The organism is Bradyrhizobium sp. McL0615, from assembly GCF_049993905.1.
In the GTDB taxonomy this organism is placed as follows: Bacteria; Pseudomonadota; Alphaproteobacteria; order Rhizobiales; family Xanthobacteraceae; genus Bradyrhizobium.
This window is the reverse complement of sequence record NZ_CP188254.1, coordinates 4,078,538-4,093,833: the sequence shown is the minus strand read 5'-3', so window position 1 is coordinate 4,093,833 and position 15,296 is coordinate 4,078,538. Positions and strand designations below refer to the sequence as shown.

13 protein-coding genes and 2 pseudogenes are annotated in these 15,296 nt (G+C 61.6%); 5 read left to right on the top strand and 10 right to left on the bottom strand.

Annotated elements, in window-relative coordinates; all coding sequences use genetic code 11:
- Positions 1-309: 309 nt before the first annotated feature.
- The gene (locus ACPPVP_RS19225) at positions 310-633 is read right to left on the bottom strand and encodes a hypothetical protein (protein WP_426537035.1); all 324 of its coding nucleotides are present in this window, start codon (positions 631-633) and stop codon (positions 310-312) included.
- Between the two features lie 540 nt (positions 634-1,173).
- Here ACPPVP_RS19225 and ACPPVP_RS19220 point away from each other — a divergent pair.
- Positions 1,174-1,257, top strand: a pseudogene (locus ACPPVP_RS19220) (SOS response-associated peptidase); the annotation flags it as partial.
- A gap of 1,201 nt (positions 1,258-2,458) precedes the next feature.
- Here the strand turns inward: ACPPVP_RS19220 and ACPPVP_RS19215 are convergent.
- The 5 genes from ACPPVP_RS19215 to ACPPVP_RS19195 are packed head-to-tail and all read right to left on the bottom strand — an operon-like array spanning position 2,459 to position 8,238.
- On the bottom strand, positions 2,459-3,634 hold the full coding sequence (locus ACPPVP_RS19215) for an amidase (protein WP_426537033.1): 1,176 nt from the start codon (positions 3,632-3,634) through the stop codon (positions 2,459-2,461).
- Positions 3,631-4,554 carry an ABC transporter permease gene (locus ACPPVP_RS19210; RefSeq protein WP_426537031.1) on the bottom strand — a complete coding sequence of 308 codons (924 nt, stop codon included), beginning with the start codon at positions 4,552-4,554 and terminating at the stop codon, positions 3,631-3,633. Before ACPPVP_RS19210 ends, ACPPVP_RS19215 begins: the two co-directional genes overlap by 4 nt.
- Positions 4,551-5,642: an ABC transporter permease gene (locus ACPPVP_RS19205; RefSeq protein WP_426537029.1), complete on the bottom strand. Its 1,092-nt coding sequence runs from the start codon at positions 5,640-5,642 to the stop codon at positions 4,551-4,553. The genes ACPPVP_RS19210 and ACPPVP_RS19205 overlap by 4 nt, the downstream gene beginning before the upstream one ends.
- On the bottom strand, positions 5,633-7,252 hold the full coding sequence (locus ACPPVP_RS19200) for an ABC transporter ATP-binding protein (protein ID WP_426537027.1): 1,620 nt from the start codon (positions 7,250-7,252) through the stop codon (positions 5,633-5,635). The genes ACPPVP_RS19205 and ACPPVP_RS19200 overlap by 10 nt, the downstream gene beginning before the upstream one ends.
- A 2-nt stretch (positions 7,253-7,254) precedes the next feature.
- Complete coding sequence (locus ACPPVP_RS19195) at positions 7,255-8,238, bottom strand: BMP family protein (protein ID WP_426537025.1); 984 nt, start codon at positions 8,236-8,238, stop codon at positions 7,255-7,257.
- 340 nt (positions 8,239-8,578) lie between these two features.
- On the opposite strand from ACPPVP_RS19195, the gene ACPPVP_RS19190 reads away from it, so the two are divergent.
- Genes ACPPVP_RS19190 through ACPPVP_RS19175 form a run of 4 tightly spaced genes read left to right on the top strand, consistent with a single transcriptional unit; the run spans position 8,579 to position 12,363 of the window.
- Positions 8,579-9,382 carry a cysteine hydrolase family protein gene (locus ACPPVP_RS19190; protein ID WP_426537023.1) on the top strand — a complete coding sequence of 268 codons (804 nt, stop codon included), beginning with the start codon at positions 8,579-8,581 and terminating at the stop codon, positions 9,380-9,382.
- Between the two features lie 26 nt (positions 9,383-9,408).
- Positions 9,409-10,689, top strand: coding sequence for an aromatic ring-hydroxylating oxygenase subunit alpha (locus ACPPVP_RS19185; RefSeq protein ID WP_426537021.1), 1,281 nt, complete (start codon positions 9,409-9,411; stop codon positions 10,687-10,689).
- Positions 10,689-11,873, top strand: coding sequence for an amidase (locus tag ACPPVP_RS19180; protein WP_426537019.1), 1,185 nt, complete (start codon positions 10,689-10,691; stop codon positions 11,871-11,873). Before ACPPVP_RS19185 ends, ACPPVP_RS19180 begins: the two co-directional genes overlap by 1 nt.
- A gap of 16 nt (positions 11,874-11,889) precedes the next feature.
- Positions 11,890-12,363 (top strand): RrF2 family transcriptional regulator, encoded by a 474-nt coding sequence (locus ACPPVP_RS19175; protein WP_426537017.1) that lies wholly within the window; start codon positions 11,890-11,892, stop codon positions 12,361-12,363.
- Positions 12,364-12,648: 285 nt separating this feature from the next.
- On the opposite strand, the gene ACPPVP_RS19170 is transcribed toward ACPPVP_RS19175, so the two are convergent.
- The 4 genes and pseudogenes from ACPPVP_RS19170 to ACPPVP_RS19155 form a co-directional block, all read right to left on the bottom strand.
- Positions 12,649-13,284: a class I SAM-dependent methyltransferase gene (locus tag ACPPVP_RS19170; protein ID WP_426537015.1), complete on the bottom strand. Its 636-nt coding sequence runs from the start codon at positions 13,282-13,284 to the stop codon at positions 12,649-12,651.
- A gap of 100 nt (positions 13,285-13,384) precedes the next feature.
- Entirely contained in the window at positions 13,385-13,978 is a 594-nt protein-coding gene (locus ACPPVP_RS19165) for a malonic semialdehyde reductase (RefSeq protein WP_426537013.1), read from the bottom strand.
- Between the two features lie 58 nt (positions 13,979-14,036).
- Positions 14,037-14,447 (bottom strand): nuclear transport factor 2 family protein, encoded by a 411-nt coding sequence (locus ACPPVP_RS19160; RefSeq protein ID WP_426537011.1) that lies wholly within the window; start codon positions 14,445-14,447, stop codon positions 14,037-14,039.
- Between the two features lie 30 nt (positions 14,448-14,477).
- Positions 14,478-15,211: pseudogene (locus ACPPVP_RS19155) on the bottom strand (SDR family NAD(P)-dependent oxidoreductase).
- Positions 15,212-15,296 lie beyond the last annotated feature (85 nt).

Here is a 15,296-nt window from a genome sequence, read left to right as displayed (position 1 = left end):
CGTGGCTCAACCCATGTTTGGCGTCTCAACTTTGTCGCCGAGACTCGCAATCACCGATCCCGACATTCGCTGATCGTCGCCGTCTGAAGCGGACGGTCCACTGCGTCCCGAACCCAGTTATCGGGCCGCATAGCGCTGAAAAGTCGAGAGTTTTGGCTTCATACGATATTAGTTATTTTCGTTCGTTGCTGACGCAGCCGGGGTTATCCCGGGGTTGGCGATCCATCATGCAACCATCTCAAATTGCTATTTTCAGGCAGTCGCTTAGCGTGGCCCTCCGAAGCAAAGGTGCACCAGCTAATCCGTAAGCTATTTCTGAGCTGCTCGCTGAAGCGGAGGGCGGCCCTTCCACCAAGCATAGAGCATTAGACTGCCATAGGCGCGCGCCGGCACCTCCCATGCGGGAAAGGGCGAGTTCGGATTTTTCATCGGCCAGAAGATGAAGTCCTGCACGTTTTCATCTGCCCACTCATCAGGAATGCCGGCCATGAAGTCGGGTTCACCATTCTCATAAACGACTACGAGCTGACACTTTCCAGATGCACGAGCCTCATCGATATAAAACTTCACCTGGCTCTGACATTGGTTACAGAACGTCGAGCCGATGAACTTCGGTTTTGAAACGTCGCGCATTGCAGCCTCCTCTGCACTGATGCGTCAAACATTGGTGCAAGGTACGCTTCTTGGCCAACAACTTGCGATGTGTGCTTCAACTGTTCGGCCACTATCTTTAGGTGTGCCGAACTAAGCCATTCGGAGCACCAAAATGAATATACAGCCCCGTTTTGAGACAGCGCGCGAAACTGCAGTGATCAGTAAGATACTGCCTGATCTTGTCCGCACCGTCCAACTGATCGAATGCGAGATCGCGACCCAAGAAGAACGCGCCCGCGTTTCCGACCGGTCCGATGTCAGGTATCCAATGCTGGCGAGTGCCCTCCTCGATCGGCGCGACAATCTCAAGGTGACAATCGACGCCCTTAGACAGCGTCTTGCCGATCGAGCGCCTCGCGAGCAAGCAACGGCGGCTTAGCGAAACGAAATACTTGCTATGGCTCTGAGAGCCGGCTCGCCAGGTAGGTGCCGGTTGATCGCCGCCCCTTATGTCCCCCGACCTGGCTTGGCCGTTATCGGGCAATCCGAGTACTGGGCTGCCCCACGGAGTCCGGAGCGCCGCGCACCGGCGGACCGCCGGTGACCAACATCCGCAACACCTCTTCATCGCACTGGCACGGCTGGCCGAAGCCGACAAGGAAGATAAGGTCGCAGCGTAGTTGAGCGCGGCGGGCAGATTAGGTTCGAACACCCGATGCTCGTTCACCCCCACCTTTTCCCAAACACGGGCGACTTCACCTGGTCGACTTTCCAATCGAAAAAGTCATAATTACCTGACCACACGTGGACTTTGGTCGCGCAAACCTCACATTTGAAGCTGCCTGAATGCTTTTCTGAGTGGTGCTCCCTTGTCGCGCTGTAAGGCAGCCCGCAACTGGGACAGCTGAAATATTCGGTCGTCCAAATACTGCTTGCCATCGCCGAATTATGAGACGCTCCAAGCACCTTGGTCTAGCTCAGCAACCCGTCACGTTAAATGATCTACTACTCAGCACGTCAAGACCGCCGTCTAACTGGTAGCACTTTCTTAACTCGACGGATTTTGGACACGCGGATTGGGGTCATGAAGGCGCTGAACCCCGGTGGCGGCGTCGTGTTATCAATGCTTACTCCCACCGGGGCGTAGATGTTTTTCGAGCTCTAGAGAATGCTTTTGCATGAGCACTAACCAACGCATTTCCTTGGCCGACGTCCAGTCGATGGACGAGAGCGGTTGCCCAGGACTGATGCTAGCGAGCAAATCGGTGAGCTCTAGAAACTCTCGCGTCTCTTCGACCGTCAATCCAATCAGGATACGGTTTCCATCATCGTCCAAAGCATAATTGCTCTCACCAAGAATCACACATGGTCATAACGCGGCGCGAAGGTAGAGCAATGTCTTGATTGATTTAACCTGGCCAATAAAGGTTAGTGTCGCGGTTATCTTTTGTCCGGCCGCGGCGACGTGTTCCAGAATTAACTTCCGCGGCAGACAGCAAGCTTAACGCACGAGTTTTATGGCCGATCTTAGCAGGTCTAGCGTGCAGCAGTCGCGCAGATGGCTAACTGTTTCGGCCTGCGTACTGAAACTGCAACGATTCCCGCGCGGCGCGCAGCCGTTCGAGAACAATGTTGTGCGAAATCGGATGCTCGGATGCCATTTTCCTTCGGCGCTTTGGGGTGCGCGGCGCACCCGCCGGGCCCGCGACAGACAATAAGCGCAAGAGTGCCGATCAGGCCAAGGTATTTTCAGGAAATTGATGGTTTGCGGAACGACTTGTGCCGGGCGCGGCCCAGACATTGCGAGCGGTGATCCGCATCCCTCCAAGTCGGTCCAGACGCCGCTTTTGATACACTCCGGAGGTCATCTTCCAATCTGGCGGCTGCTCGCAAATGCAAGGAGCGCGCGATCGCTGCCCTTTGCTGCAATGGCCCCAAGCCCGATCGGCAACTCACCTGCATGCACAATCGGTATCGATATTTGCGGCAGGCCGGCAAGGCCCGCGACCGCGCCGGTTGCCAGCGCAGCCCGGTAGAAAGCTGCAATGTCGAGACCTGCGAGCCCGCGTTGCAAGGCTACACAGGGGGCCGACGGGAGGAGGATGACTGCATCGGGATGCGTCACGAAAAAATCAGTCAAGCGGACGCGAAGTTTCTCGCGCAAGAGCTGCGCAGCTGCCATGTCCGCGGCGGTATAATCATGAATGCCGGCAAAGCGCGGCGCAATGGCAGGTCCGAACCGCGGCTGGACTTCCTTGAGCCACGGCCCGAGCGCGGCGATGATGTCGATCGCCTGCACGACCTGATAAGTACGCGCCATGTCGTCGACAGTGCCCGGAAAAACATCCAGGACGTCGCTCGGCAGCGCCATCGCGCGCATAGCCTCGTCGAGCGCGTTTTGCACGCCCTGGTCGGCCAACGCAAACGCGTCTCGGGCGACGAAGACGCGCCTGACCGGTTCGACCGTTGTTTTTGGCAGCAGGACGTCGCCCACCCTGGCGAGCGTCGCGGCATCACGCGCCAGCCAACCAACCGTGTCGAGACTTGGAGCGAAGGGAACCACACCGGCAGTCGGAATGACGCCATGCGTTGGACGAAGACCGTAGACACCGCAAAACGCTGCCGGCACGCGCACCGAACCTCCGGTGTCGGTACCAAGCGCGAAATCGACGAGACCGGCCGCGACCGCCGCCGCCGATCCGCTCGACGAGCCACCGGGCAGCCGGTCCGGCGCGAGAGGATTCACCGGCGTGCCCTCGAAGAAGTTCTCGCCTTCCAGACTAAAGGCCAACTCATCCGTGATGGTACGTCCGACCATCGTCGCAGCGGCCTCGAGGAGCTGCTGCACCACTGGCGCGTTCGCCGTTGCCACCGCATGCGTGCTGCGCCAGTCCGGGTTGCCTGCCCCGGTGACGCTACCGCGAGTATCGATCAGGTCTTTGACGGCAAAGGTGAACCCGCGCAAAGGGCCGACGTCCGCACCCGTGACTGGCGCAAATGCGCCAGCGCAGAAGCAGCCATAACTGTCATCGGCGGTCATTTGCCGCCGAGAAATGGCAGCGTGAGCGCCGCCGGCGGCGTCTGACGGCCGACAAGGCCGGTCACGGCCACGAAGGCGAGCACGTAGGGCAACATGATCAGGAAGGCGGTCGGCACTTCGATGCCCAGCGGCGACAATTGGAATTGCAGCGCTGTGGCGGCGCCGAATAGCAGGCAGGCGCCGACCATGCGCCATACGCGCCAATTGCCGAAGATCACCGCGGTAATGGCAAGATAGCCGGCGCCGCTGGTCATGCCTTCGGTGAATGTATGAATGTTGCCGAGCGAAATGAAGACGCCACCGAGCGCCGAGCACAGCCCGGCAAACATAACTGCGCCATATCGCACCAGCGTGACAGAAATACCTGCATGGTGGGCAGCTTTGGGATCGACGCCGACAGCACGTAGCGCGAGACCCAGCGCGGTATGCTTGAGTCCGAACGCCACCAGCACGAATAGCGCCACCGCCAGATAGAATATCCAGACCTGTTCGAAGATCGGTTTACCGATCACCGGGATTTGTCCCAAAATCGGCGGCACCCACGTCGCAAAGCCGTCAACGAGCTGGCTCGACCGGGCGCCGAATATCTCGCGGTAGGCCAGCGTGGTCGCGCCCAGCGCCAGGATGTTGATGCCGATGCCACTGACGATCTGGTTGACGCGCAGCGTATTGCTCAGGAACGCCTGCAGCAGTGCCACCGGTACCACCGAGACAACACCGATCACGAGCCCGACCGCCGCACTGCCGGAGACAAGGGAGCCATAGGCGCCGCCGAAGGCGGCCGTGAGCATCATACCCTCGACGCTCATGTTCAGCACGCCGGCCTTTTCGCTGACGATTTCACCCGTGGCGCCGAACAACAATGGCGTGGCTAGCCGCAGAGACGAACCAACAAAGACGGCGAATTGCTCAAGGGTCATCGTTTGCCTTCGTTGCGCGATAGCCAATAGCCGGAGGCGGCGATGGCAATGATCACCAAACCCTGAATGATCACCACCACGGCGGAGGGCACCCGCGCCGTCATTTCCATGTTGATGCCACCCGAGCGCAGGAAGCCGAAGAACAAGGCACCGAGAACGACGCCGATGCTGGAACCCCGTGCCAACAGGCCAACGACGAGGCCATCGAAGCCGTAGCCCGATGTGAAGCCATCCTTGAGCACGTATTGATCGCCTTGCAGCATGATGGCGCCGGCAAGACCGCCGAAACCGCCGGCAACAGCCATCGCCAGGACCACGTATCGGTCATAAGAAATGCCGGCGCGCCGTGAGGCGAGCTCATTGAGGCCGGCTGCCCGCAGCCGCAGGCCCAGCACGCCCTTGTGCAGCGCCAGCCCGATGATCACAGCGAGAATGACCACGAAGACGAGACCGATGTTGAGCGGCCCGGCGACGTCCAGCAGGGCGGGGAGCTTGGTCGCGTCCGGGATTTCCAGCGTTTCTGGCAGCGTTGCCGTATTGGTCATCGGCTGGCGCAGCAATTCGGTCGACTGTACGCTCCAGTACAGGAGCCAGATTCCGATGAAGGTGAGGAGGAGCGAACTGATGACCTCGTTGGTGCCGACCTTCACCTTGAGCACGCCGCACATGCCGCCCCAGGCCGCGCCCGCGATGACGGCGGCCAACATCGGGAAGATGAAGGCGAGCCCGATCGGCAGACCGGCTACCGGCGTTTTCAACGCGACGGCCGCGGCCGCGATGCCTCCCACCGCGATTTGGCCTTCACCGCCCACATTGGTCAGGTTGGCCTGGTTGGCGAAGATAAAGCCGAGGCCCACGGCCGCGAATACAGTGGCGCGGTTGATCGAGGCGGCAATTGCGTAGCCGGAGCCGAAGGCGCCATCAAAGAAAGCGCCGATTGCGTCCGACAGCGGCACGCCAATCATGACGATCAGCAGGAGTCCGATGATCAGCGCGCCCAGAACGGCGGCGAACGCCACCGCGATCTCGTTGCGGATCAAACTTTGCCACATTGATGGCGTGGCGGGTGAAATGGCGTTCACGCCCATGGTTGCTGCCCCGCCATCAACATGCCGATATCGTGCCGGAATTTCGGATGCGCGCGGCGTTCGCCGATAATGCGCCCGCGGTAAAGCACAACGATGCGGTGCGCCACCGCGATCAATTCGTCGAGCTCGGAGGAAATCAGCAATACGCCGACTCCCGCCTCACACGTCTTGCGGATCGACTTGTAGACCGCTTCCACCGCGCCGACGTCAAGCCCGCGCGTCGGCTGCGCCGCGAGCAGGAACAGGAGCCGCTCGGTTGTCAGCTCGCGTGCCAGCACAGCTTTCTGCTGGTTGCCGCCAGACAGGCTGGAAAACGGCGTGCGCGGCCCGTCCGCACGCACGTCGAACTGCGTCATCAGCGTGGCCGCCTCGCGCTCCATTTGGCCGCGCCGCAACAAACCGAAGCGGCGGAAGCCGTCGAGCCGGTTGAGATACATGTTTTCGGCCAGCGACATTGAGCTGATGCAGGCAATCGCGTGGCGGTCCTCTGGCACGATGCCGACGCCCATGGCGGTGATCTCGCGGGGCGATTTGCTGGTCGCCTCAGTGCCGCCGATAAATACCCTTCCCGATGTCGGCTTTAGCAGGCCGGCAAGAACGAGGCCGATCTCGGTCTGCCCGTTGCCCTCAACGCCGGCCACGCCGACGATCTCGCCACGGTCGACAGTCAAAGTTACGTCATCGACGCGTAGCACGCCGTTCGCATCCTTCACTGTCAGCGCATCCAGCTGCATTGCCTCCTGTCCGCGCGGGAGGTGCGGTTCGCGAATGCCATTGTCGGCTCCGACTGCGTCCTCGCTCACACCAAGCGTCCCAGCGAGCGCGACGTCGAGCGAGGCCAGATCGCGCTGCACCATCGCACTCACCAGCCGTTGGATGTCCTTGGCCGGCTCCGCCGAGGTGGCTACGGTGCGCCCTTGACGAAGCACGGTCACAGTGTCGGCGACCTGCTTGATCTCTGCGAGCTTGTGCGTGACCAGCACAATGGCGCAGCCGCGCTCCGCCAGGCTGCGACACACGCTCATCAGCTTTGCAATTTCCTCCGGCAGCAACACCGCTGTCGGTTCGTCCAAAATGATAAGCCGCGGGCTGTCGATCATACACTTGATGATTTCGATCCGCTGCCGCTCGCCGACCGACAGATCGCCGACCAGCGTGGAAGGATCGACGGCGAGGCTGTATTCGTCGCTCAGGGCCTGGATGCGCGCGGCCCAGGCTTTACGGTCGAGCAGACCGCGCGTGCGGCCAAGCAGCACGTTCTCAGTTACCGTCATGTCCGGCACCAGGCTGAAATGCTGGTGCACCATGGCGATGCCGGCACGTAACGCGTCGGCCGGGCCCTGCGGCGCGTGCGGCTTGCCATCGAACAGCATCGTGCCGGCGTCCGGCTGGTAGACACCGAACACGAGATTGCACAAGGTCGACTTGCCAGCGCCATTCTCGCCGAGCAGGCAATGCACGGCACCGGACACGATATTCAGGGAAATTTCGCTGAGAGCCTGGACGCGCCCGAACCGTTTGGAGACGCGGTCGAGCACCAGCATGCTCCCCGCGGGCGCATGCCGGCCTTCCGGTTCGGGCGCGAGGCCCGCAATTTCCGCGACGGCCATCGTCAGCCGTTCAGGGTCGTGATCTTGCCCGAGAGAATTTCCTTCTTGATCGCCTCGAGCTTGGCCTTCTGCTCGGCCGTGCCGCTGCAGACAATCATATCCGACGCGGCCGAGCCCATCGCCAGACCGAACGGCTTGTAGCCGGATTCCCATGTACCGGCGACCGTCTGATCGATCGCGTATTGCACCTGGAAGCCGACGCCGGTCACCGAATACGCGACGTAGAGCGGATCGCCGCCGCAGCGGTTGGTGTAGCCGCCGATCAGATGCGTACCCTTTTCGCGCGCCGCCTGCTCCATGCCGCGCAGGCCGAGGTTGAGGATGTGGTAGTGAACATCGGCGCCCTGCGAGATCGCGGCAAGTGTCGCCTCTTTCGATTTGGAAACGTTGTCGAAGTCGCCGGCATAGGCCTCGAAGTACTTGATGTCCGGCTTGATATACTTGGCGCCATTGCCGAATTCCTTGCCGGCGTTGACGATCGACGGGATTTCGAGGCCGCCGACGTAGCTGACCGCACCTGTCTTCGACAGCATCGCCGCCGCCGCGCCGGCCAGGAAGGCGATCTCCGCCTGCTTCACGTCGTACTGCGCAACGTTGGGGATCTTGTCGCCGAGCGCGCCACCCACGATCGAGAATTTGACCTTCGGGAAGCGCTTGGCAACTTTCAGCAACGCCGCCTGCGTTTGTCCGCCCACGCCGATCACGAGATCGCTCTTGCTGGCAAGGTTGGTCAGCGCCTGCTCCATCTCGGCGTCTTTGATGTTTTCGATCATCTGCACCTTGATGGCGGCACCGTGCTTCTTCTCGGAGGCCGTGAGGCCGTCGTAGCCCGACTCCATCCAGCCTTTGTCAGACTTCGAACCGGGAATGAGAATGCCGACGGCGACCGGCGAAGCGGTCCATGCCGTGCTGCTGACGAGGCCCGATGCAAGCGCGGCAGAGCCCGCGATGCCCGTGCCGATAAAGAGACGACGCGAGATTGTCATTTGAACTCTCCGAGTGAGGAACTGAGCGAGCTTTATCGAGCAAGGAGCGTGCCAGCGCTGAATCGCCGCATTCGCGGCGTGTGCCGACATCGCCATGCTCAGAATGCGAGCGCGATGACGCCGAAAGATGCATTTCGCATGCCTGTTTGAAGCGCTCGGCCGAGCCGGCGGCGGCGCATGTAACGCGCGCTTCGCATGCCCCGCCGCTTAAAAACATCCTCATTCATGTTGATCGAACCAGCATCCGCAGGCGCCGAGTGGGCCTGCGGCGTCGGTTGATAGTGGTACGGACTTTGCATGATTGCCTTCGACAACGGAGATACCCGTGCAGAGGATCGCGATGACTGACAACATCGAACCGGCCGCCGAAACCAAATTCCACGCGCTCGGCAAAGGGCCGACCTTTCACTGGCAGGTCAACGCGACGACGGTCGACATGGCCATGCCGTTGTCGGAGCCGCGCCGCCGGACGATCGCCTGCGAGCCGCAGTCCGTCATTGTGGATTTGAACCGAACCGCGCTCGTCGTCATCGACATGCAGAACGACTTCTGCGCGAAGGGCGGCTGGGTCGACTACCTTGGCGCGGACTTCACGCCGGACCGCGCGCCGATCGCTCCGCTGCAGAAACTCGTGCCGGCGCTGCGCGCCGCCGCGGTCCCGGTGATCTGGGTCAATTGGGGCAACCGACCCGATCTCCTGAACATGCCGCCCAACCAGATTCATCTCTACAAGCCGGCGGGCACTGGCGTTGGTCTCGGCGAGCCCCTGCCCGGCAGCGGCGCACATGTGCTGGAAAAAGACAGTTGGGCCGCGGCCGTCGTCGACGAACTCGCGCCGGAGCCAGGCGACATCAAGGTCGACAAGTATCGCATCAGCGGTTTCTGGGACACGCCGCTCGACAGCATCCTGAAGAATCTCGGCATCCGCACCATCTTGTTCGCGGGAGTGAACACCGATCAGTGCGTTTTCTGCACGCTCACCGATGCGAATTTCCTCGGTTACGGCTGCATCATGATGGAGGACTGCTGCGCCACCACATCGCCGGACTTCTGCACGCAGGCGACCGTCTGGAACGTGAAGAAGTGTTACGGTTTCGTCTGCCGATCGACCGATGTCCTGTCGTCGCTGGCCGACGCCAAATAGCCTGGTTTGAGGAAAGGAGCGACGACATGCAGGAGGCTAATTCCCATCTTCATCCCGACGTGGCGACGGTGCTCGACGGCCTCGAAATCAGCGATCGCCCGATCAATCATCCGGCCGGTGCACGCGTCATGCCGAAGGAAGCCTACATGTCGCAGGCGTTCTTCGATTTCGAGCGCGACGCGGTGTTCATGCATTCCTGGCTGTGCGTCGGCCGGGTGCAGCAGATCGCGCAGCCGGGCGATTACATGGCTGTGACGCTGCTGGGCGAGCCGCTGATCATCGTGCACGGCCATGACAGCGAGATTCACGCGATGTCGGCACTGTGCCGGCACCGCGGCCACACGCTGGTGGAAGAGTGCGCCGGCAATGCCAAACGCTTGATCTGCCCCTACCATCGCTGGACCTACACCATCGAAGGCGAGCTGGTCGGGGCGCCGCGCATGAGCGACGCCGTCAAGATCCGCAAGCTGCGCGAGGAAAGCGCGCTGCCGCAGCTGCGCGTCGAGATATGGTATGGCTTCATCTTCATCAATTTCGACAAGGACGCCAAGCCGCTGGCTCCGAGCATGGTCAAGCTCGAGCCTTACATGCAAGGCTACGATCTCGACTCCATGGTCACGCTGCCGCCGAGCTTCATCAAGGATCCGCTGCCGTGGAACTGGAAGATGCTGTTCGAGAACTACATCGAGCCGTATCACACCGAATACGTCCACCCGGTCATCCACGACTTCGCGCCGAGCACCGGCACCGAATTTGACCCCTGGCGCGGCGACGACGACAACGTGATCGTCCGGTACGTCCCATTCCTGGCGCCGGACGGCGGCCTCACCGAGAAAGGCTGGGCGGCGCCCGCCTGCTTCCCGCCGATCGAAACGCTCAGTGCCAAGCAGCGTCACCGCGTCGGCTTCGGCATGGTGCCGCCGACCATGAACATCATTTTCACACCCGACATGCTCTGCTACGGAATGGTCTACCCGCTGTCACCGACGACGCTTACGGTCGGCGGCGGCTTGTTCACCGCCGGCGGCTGGTGCATGCCAAAATCGACGGTCGCGCTGCCGGATTTCGCAGATCGCGTCGGCCGGATGATGGAAGGCTCGCGCCAGCTTGGTGAGCAGGATACCAGCGTCAACCTCGCCATGCAGCGCGCCAAGTTCTCGCGTTTTGCACCGCGTGGTCGCCTGGCGCCGCTTGAGGAGACGCTGAGCCAGTTCAATCGCTGGCTGGCGATCCGCTATCGCCAGCAGGGGGCTCGCATGGGCTACGCGCCGAAAAATGAGGCCGGCGGACGGCGAGCCGCGATCTGATGGTGGTCGATACGGTAGGCGCGTTCTGTCCGCACGGGCGATTCGAGCTGTCGGGCGCCCCGGCGGGTCCGCTCGCCGGCCGCACCTTCGCGGTAAAGGATTTGTTCGACATCGAAGGCCGAGTGACCGGCGCGGGCAATCCACAGTGGCTGGCGACGCATGGGCCGGCGAGGCAGACCGCGCCACCCGTCGCGGCCTTGCTCGCCGCCGGCGCGCGCATGATCGGCAAGACCATCACGGACGAGCTGGCTTATAGCCTCAACGGCGACAACATCCACTACGGCACACCGCGCAACAGCAAGGCGCCTGATCGCGTGCCCGGTGGCTCGTCGAGCGGCTCGGCGGCGGCCGTCGCCGCAAGCCTGTGCGACTTCGCGCTCGGTACCGACACCGGCGGCTCGGTACGCATACCCGGCAGTTTTTGCGGTTTATTCGGTATCCGCACAAGTCACGGCACGGTATCCACCGCGGGCCTCGTACCCTTGATGCCGAGTTTCGATACGGTGGGCTGGTTTGCGCGCGAGCCCGGATTATTCCAACAGGTAGGTGAAGTTCTTTTGCCGGAGGTCGCGCCGTCCTCCTTGCCCACGCGGCTCTTGATCGTGAGCGAGGGGCTGGAATTGCTGGACCATGAGGCAAGGCTCGTGTTTCGAAATGCCGTTGACGCGCTAGGCGACTGCTTTGGCGAGGTGGCGACGATTTCCATTGCCGGCGCGGCAGGACTGGCCCCGTGGCGCGATGTATTCCGCATAGCGTCCGCGCACGAGACCTGGCGCGTACACGGAGCATGGATCTCCGCTCACGGGGACTCCTTGAGCGCGCCGATAGCCGAGCGATTTGCGTTTGCCAGATCCATCACCGACGCCGATGCAGCGGATGCACGGCGCAAGTGCGCGGAACTCGGCAGAAGCGTCCGCGTATGCGTCGAGACCAATACAGTGCTGTGCATTCCCACTGCCCCCGGACCGGCGCCGATGCTCGATGCAAAAGGTCAGGCAGTTGAGGAGTTCAGGCAGCGCGCACAACGCCTAACCTCGATCGCCGGGCTTTCCGGACTACCCGAAGTGACGTTGCCCGGCCTCGCAGAGTTCGCTGGATTGCCGCTGGGCGTTTCCTTGATCGGCGCGGCCGGCGCGGATCGAATGCTCCTTGCATTGGCAGACAAGATCAGCCGCTCCTCATGAATATGGAATCGTCTCCATGCGACTGACAATGCAAACGGATTATGCGCTGCGGATGCTCATTCAGCTTGGCGTGCATGCCAACCGCCTTGTGACGGTCAAGGAAACGGCCGACGCCTATCGCGTATCGAAGAATCACATGATGAAAGTCGCCCATCGGCTCTGCCAGGAAGGCTTCGTCCGCTCGGTACGCGGCAATGGCGGCGGGCTGTCGCTCGCCAAGAAGCCATCCGAGATCAACATTGGCGACGTGGTGATGTGCATCGAGGGGGACTTCTCCCTCGTTGGCTGCTTTGAGCCTCGCTGTGAGGACTGTCGCATCAGTTCGGCCTGCCTGCTGCGCTCGGCCTTGCGAAACGCCCTGAAGGCGTTTCATGCAACGCTCAGCGAATATACCCTGCAGGATCTACTGGTCACCCGCCCGCTGCTGGAAGAACTATTCGTGAAGAGCGTCGTCCCACCGCGAGGCACGAGAAGGATCGCGACCTTATGATTTTCGTTCGGCGCGAAATCGTGGGGGTCCGTTCGATGCCGTCGCCAAGATGACGGCCAAGCCTACCACCTCCGCTTCGCCCCCAACGAACGGACATTCCTGCGAACGGCCGCTTTGCGCGGCGCCAGTACCGGCCGTTCGATACCTGACCGGACGAAGCAACGACTGGATGAAGAAGACCTGCGCGAAGCGGAGATGCTGGTGGACCGCCGCGCACCGCAGACAGGTCGAGATGCGACAAGCGTGTCTTCCCGTCGGTCAGGTCGCACCAGTCGCTCCCGCGACCTATCGAGGCTTCATGAAACGGTAGGCGAAGCGATCGGTCTCACCCTTGATCGAGGGATCGAACACCTTTATCGAGTGTGGATCGTCCTTGTTTGCGAGTATGGTGCTCTCCGCGTCCATTAAGAAGCCGGCCGCCTCCACCTCCTCGCGAACGGATGCAGGCTCAATCCGATGCAGCGACTGGGCGTCGCTAGTGCCCGCCCCGACGGCGGCAGCGTGGTCTACGATGACGTAGGACCCGCCGGGCTTCAGCCGCTCGTAGACGGCTCGATTGAATTGTTCCGCCGTTGCGCCCTTGGCCTGGATCAGGGCGGTGTGCAGATCGTGGTAGAACAGGTGCAGCCAGAGAACGTCCGCTGGTTGTGTGGCCTGCGGCATCGCCACGAGGTCCGCCGAGACGGCTTCGACGTTCTTTCGGCCGGGCTCCTTCGCAAGCGTCCGCATTCGACCAACCGGGTCGTTCTTGAAATGGGCGACTTCGGCCGGCACGAAGCTGTAGACCCGTCCTTCGGGTCCCACGACGTCGGAGAAGAGACGGGTCCAATCGCCGTCGCCTGGGTAAACGTCGATGACGGTGGCGCCGGCATCCACGCGTGCGAACCGGATCAACTCGGATAGCTTGGATTGGTCGTACATTGGGATCTCCATTACGTTTTGGAATTCGACGAGCGTGCGGGACGGCGGTCCACGGCTCATTCACCGTCGACCCCGAAAAGCTGCCGCTAGACGGGTGGGCTTAGGCCCAGCGACCGGCCTCCTCAAAACTAAGGCGAGGGTTGCGTGGAAACACGGAAGCCGGATCGCCGTAGCCAATGCTGCAGATAAAGTTCGACCGGATACGCGTGCCGGCAAAAAAGACCTTATCCACGCCAGCGTTGTCGAAGCCCGACATGGGGCCGCAGTCTAGTCCCAACGCGCGTGCAGCGATGATCAGGTAAGCACCCTGCAGCGTTCCGTTTCGCATTGCCGTCGCCTCGCCCACGCCTGGTGCCGCGAAATACTTCTGCATGACCTCCGCATTATGAGGCAGAAGCTTTGGTAGCTCGCCGGCGAAATCCAAATCGTGGCCGATGATGACCGTGACGGGAGCCTTCAGAATTTTTTCCTTGTTCGGCTCCGCGGCAAGCCCTGCGAGCGTTGCCTTTCCGTCGGCGCTACGCACCCAGACAAACCTGGCGGGGCTGCTGTTCGCGGATGTCGGTCCCCATTTCATGAGATCATAGACTTCGCGTGCCAGAGTGTCCTCAACAGGACGATCAGCCCAACCGTTCGGGGTGCGAGCGAAGCGAAAAATCTGGTCAAGCGACTGACCGTTTAAAGCGGAAGTCATGGATAGAGCCCATTCAGATTAGAGGATATCAGGCGGCACAAATCACCGTCGAACTCGACTACGTCTTTGCGTCGGACTGCGAGGCCCGCGCCAGTGCTTGCGTGTCGATGTATTCCTGGATGCGGGCGACTTTCCCGTCTCGAACGGTTATGTCGAAGACCCACTCGTCCTTGAACGGCCTATTCGTGGGTTTGATTTTTCCCGTTGCGACGCCGACGACCATAACCCGGACTCCCTGCGCCACGAATTCGGGGGGCTTCGGGTATTGCGTTTCCACCTCTTCGGACGCCTTCTTGAGCACAGCCGCCAACTCCGCGTGCCCGCGGTGCGTGCCTGCCAACGGCCAGCCTTCGCCCGGAATGATCCACTCGATATCTTCGGCAGCCAACGCCAGCAGATCGTGCGCGTTGCTGCTGCCCATGGCTGCAAAGAAATTCTTCACAAGCTGGATACTCTCTTCGGTACTCATCGTATCTCTCCGTTTTTATTCGGCGCGAATTCAGATGGCCGAGAAGCCGCCGTCGACGGACAACTCCACCCCGTTCACGAAGCTCGAATCGTCCGAAGCAAGAAACAGCGCGGCTGCCGCAATTTCCTCGGGACGACCCATCTTTCCCCGCGGGATCAGGGATTCGAACATCTGCTTCGCTTCGTCGGTGAGAACCTGGTCCTGCATCGGTGTGGCGATCGGCCCTGGGTGCAGCACGTTCACCCGGATATTCCTGCCCTTGAGTTCGTTGAGCCATCCGCGTGCGAATGCGTGCAGCGCCGCCTTGCTCGCCGCATACACGCTGTAACCAGGAAAGCCTTTGATCGAAGCAACCGACCCGGTCATGAAGATCGATCCGCCGTCGTTGAACAGCGGCAACGCCTTCTGGACTGTAAACAGCGTGCCGCGCGTATTCAGGCCGAAGGTCGCATCGAAATGCTGCTCGGTAATCTCGCCCAGTGGGACGGCTTCGCCCGTGCCGGCGCTCGCGTACAGAATGTCGATCCTGCCCTTTTCCGCTTGACCGTGTCGAACAGACGGTCGAGGTCGTCGAGATTGGCCGCGTCGCCGCGCACGCCGGTCACGTTCCGGCCGATCAGCTTGACGGCCTCGTCCAGCGCCCCCTGTTTCCGGCCCGTGATGAAAACATAGGCACCTTCTTCAACGAACCGCTGGGCGCTCGCCAGCGCCATGCCGCTGGATCCACCCGTGATGACTGCAACCTTACCTTCAAGCTTTCCCATGACTGCTTCCTTCCAGGCTTCCGCCTCTGATCGTTTGGGGACGCCCCCGAGACCTCGACATAGGTCCGCCGGGGTCAGGCGTTGA

Excerpts from the sequence above, each read along its gene's own strand:
- ACPPVP_RS19225 (WP_426537035.1), bottom strand. The coding sequence starts at position 633 with ATGCGCGACGTTTCAAAACCGAAGTTCATCGGCTCGACGTTCTGTAAC.
- ACPPVP_RS19215 (WP_426537033.1), bottom strand. The coding sequence starts at position 3,634 with ATGACCGCCGATGACAGTTATGGCTGCTTCTGCGCTGGCGCATTTGCG.
- ACPPVP_RS19210 (WP_426537031.1), bottom strand. The coding sequence starts at position 4,554 with ATGACCCTTGAGCAATTCGCCGTCTTTGTTGGTTCGTCTCTGCGGCTA.
- ACPPVP_RS19205 (WP_426537029.1), bottom strand. The coding sequence starts at position 5,642 with ATGGGCGTGAACGCCATTTCACCCGCCACGCCATCAATGTGGCAAAGT.
- ACPPVP_RS19200 (WP_426537027.1), bottom strand. The coding sequence starts at position 7,252 with ATGGCCGTCGCGGAAATTGCGGGCCTCGCGCCCGAACCGGAAGGCCGG.
- ACPPVP_RS19195 (WP_426537025.1), bottom strand. The coding sequence starts at position 8,238 with ATGACAATCTCGCGTCGTCTCTTTATCGGCACGGGCATCGCGGGCTCT.
- ACPPVP_RS19190 (WP_426537023.1), top strand. The coding sequence starts at position 8,579 with ATGACTGACAACATCGAACCGGCCGCCGAAACCAAATTCCACGCGCTC.
- ACPPVP_RS19185 (WP_426537021.1), top strand. The coding sequence starts at position 9,409 with ATGCAGGAGGCTAATTCCCATCTTCATCCCGACGTGGCGACGGTGCTC.
- ACPPVP_RS19180 (WP_426537019.1), top strand. The coding sequence starts at position 10,689 with ATGGTGGTCGATACGGTAGGCGCGTTCTGTCCGCACGGGCGATTCGAG.
- ACPPVP_RS19175 (WP_426537017.1), top strand. The coding sequence starts at position 11,890 with ATGCGACTGACAATGCAAACGGATTATGCGCTGCGGATGCTCATTCAG.
- ACPPVP_RS19170 (WP_426537015.1), bottom strand. The coding sequence starts at position 13,284 with ATGTACGACCAATCCAAGCTATCCGAGTTGATCCGGTTCGCACGCGTG.
- ACPPVP_RS19165 (WP_426537013.1), bottom strand. The coding sequence starts at position 13,978 with ATGACTTCCGCTTTAAACGGTCAGTCGCTTGACCAGATTTTTCGCTTC.
- ACPPVP_RS19160 (WP_426537011.1), bottom strand. The coding sequence starts at position 14,447 with ATGAGTACCGAAGAGAGTATCCAGCTTGTGAAGAATTTCTTTGCAGCC.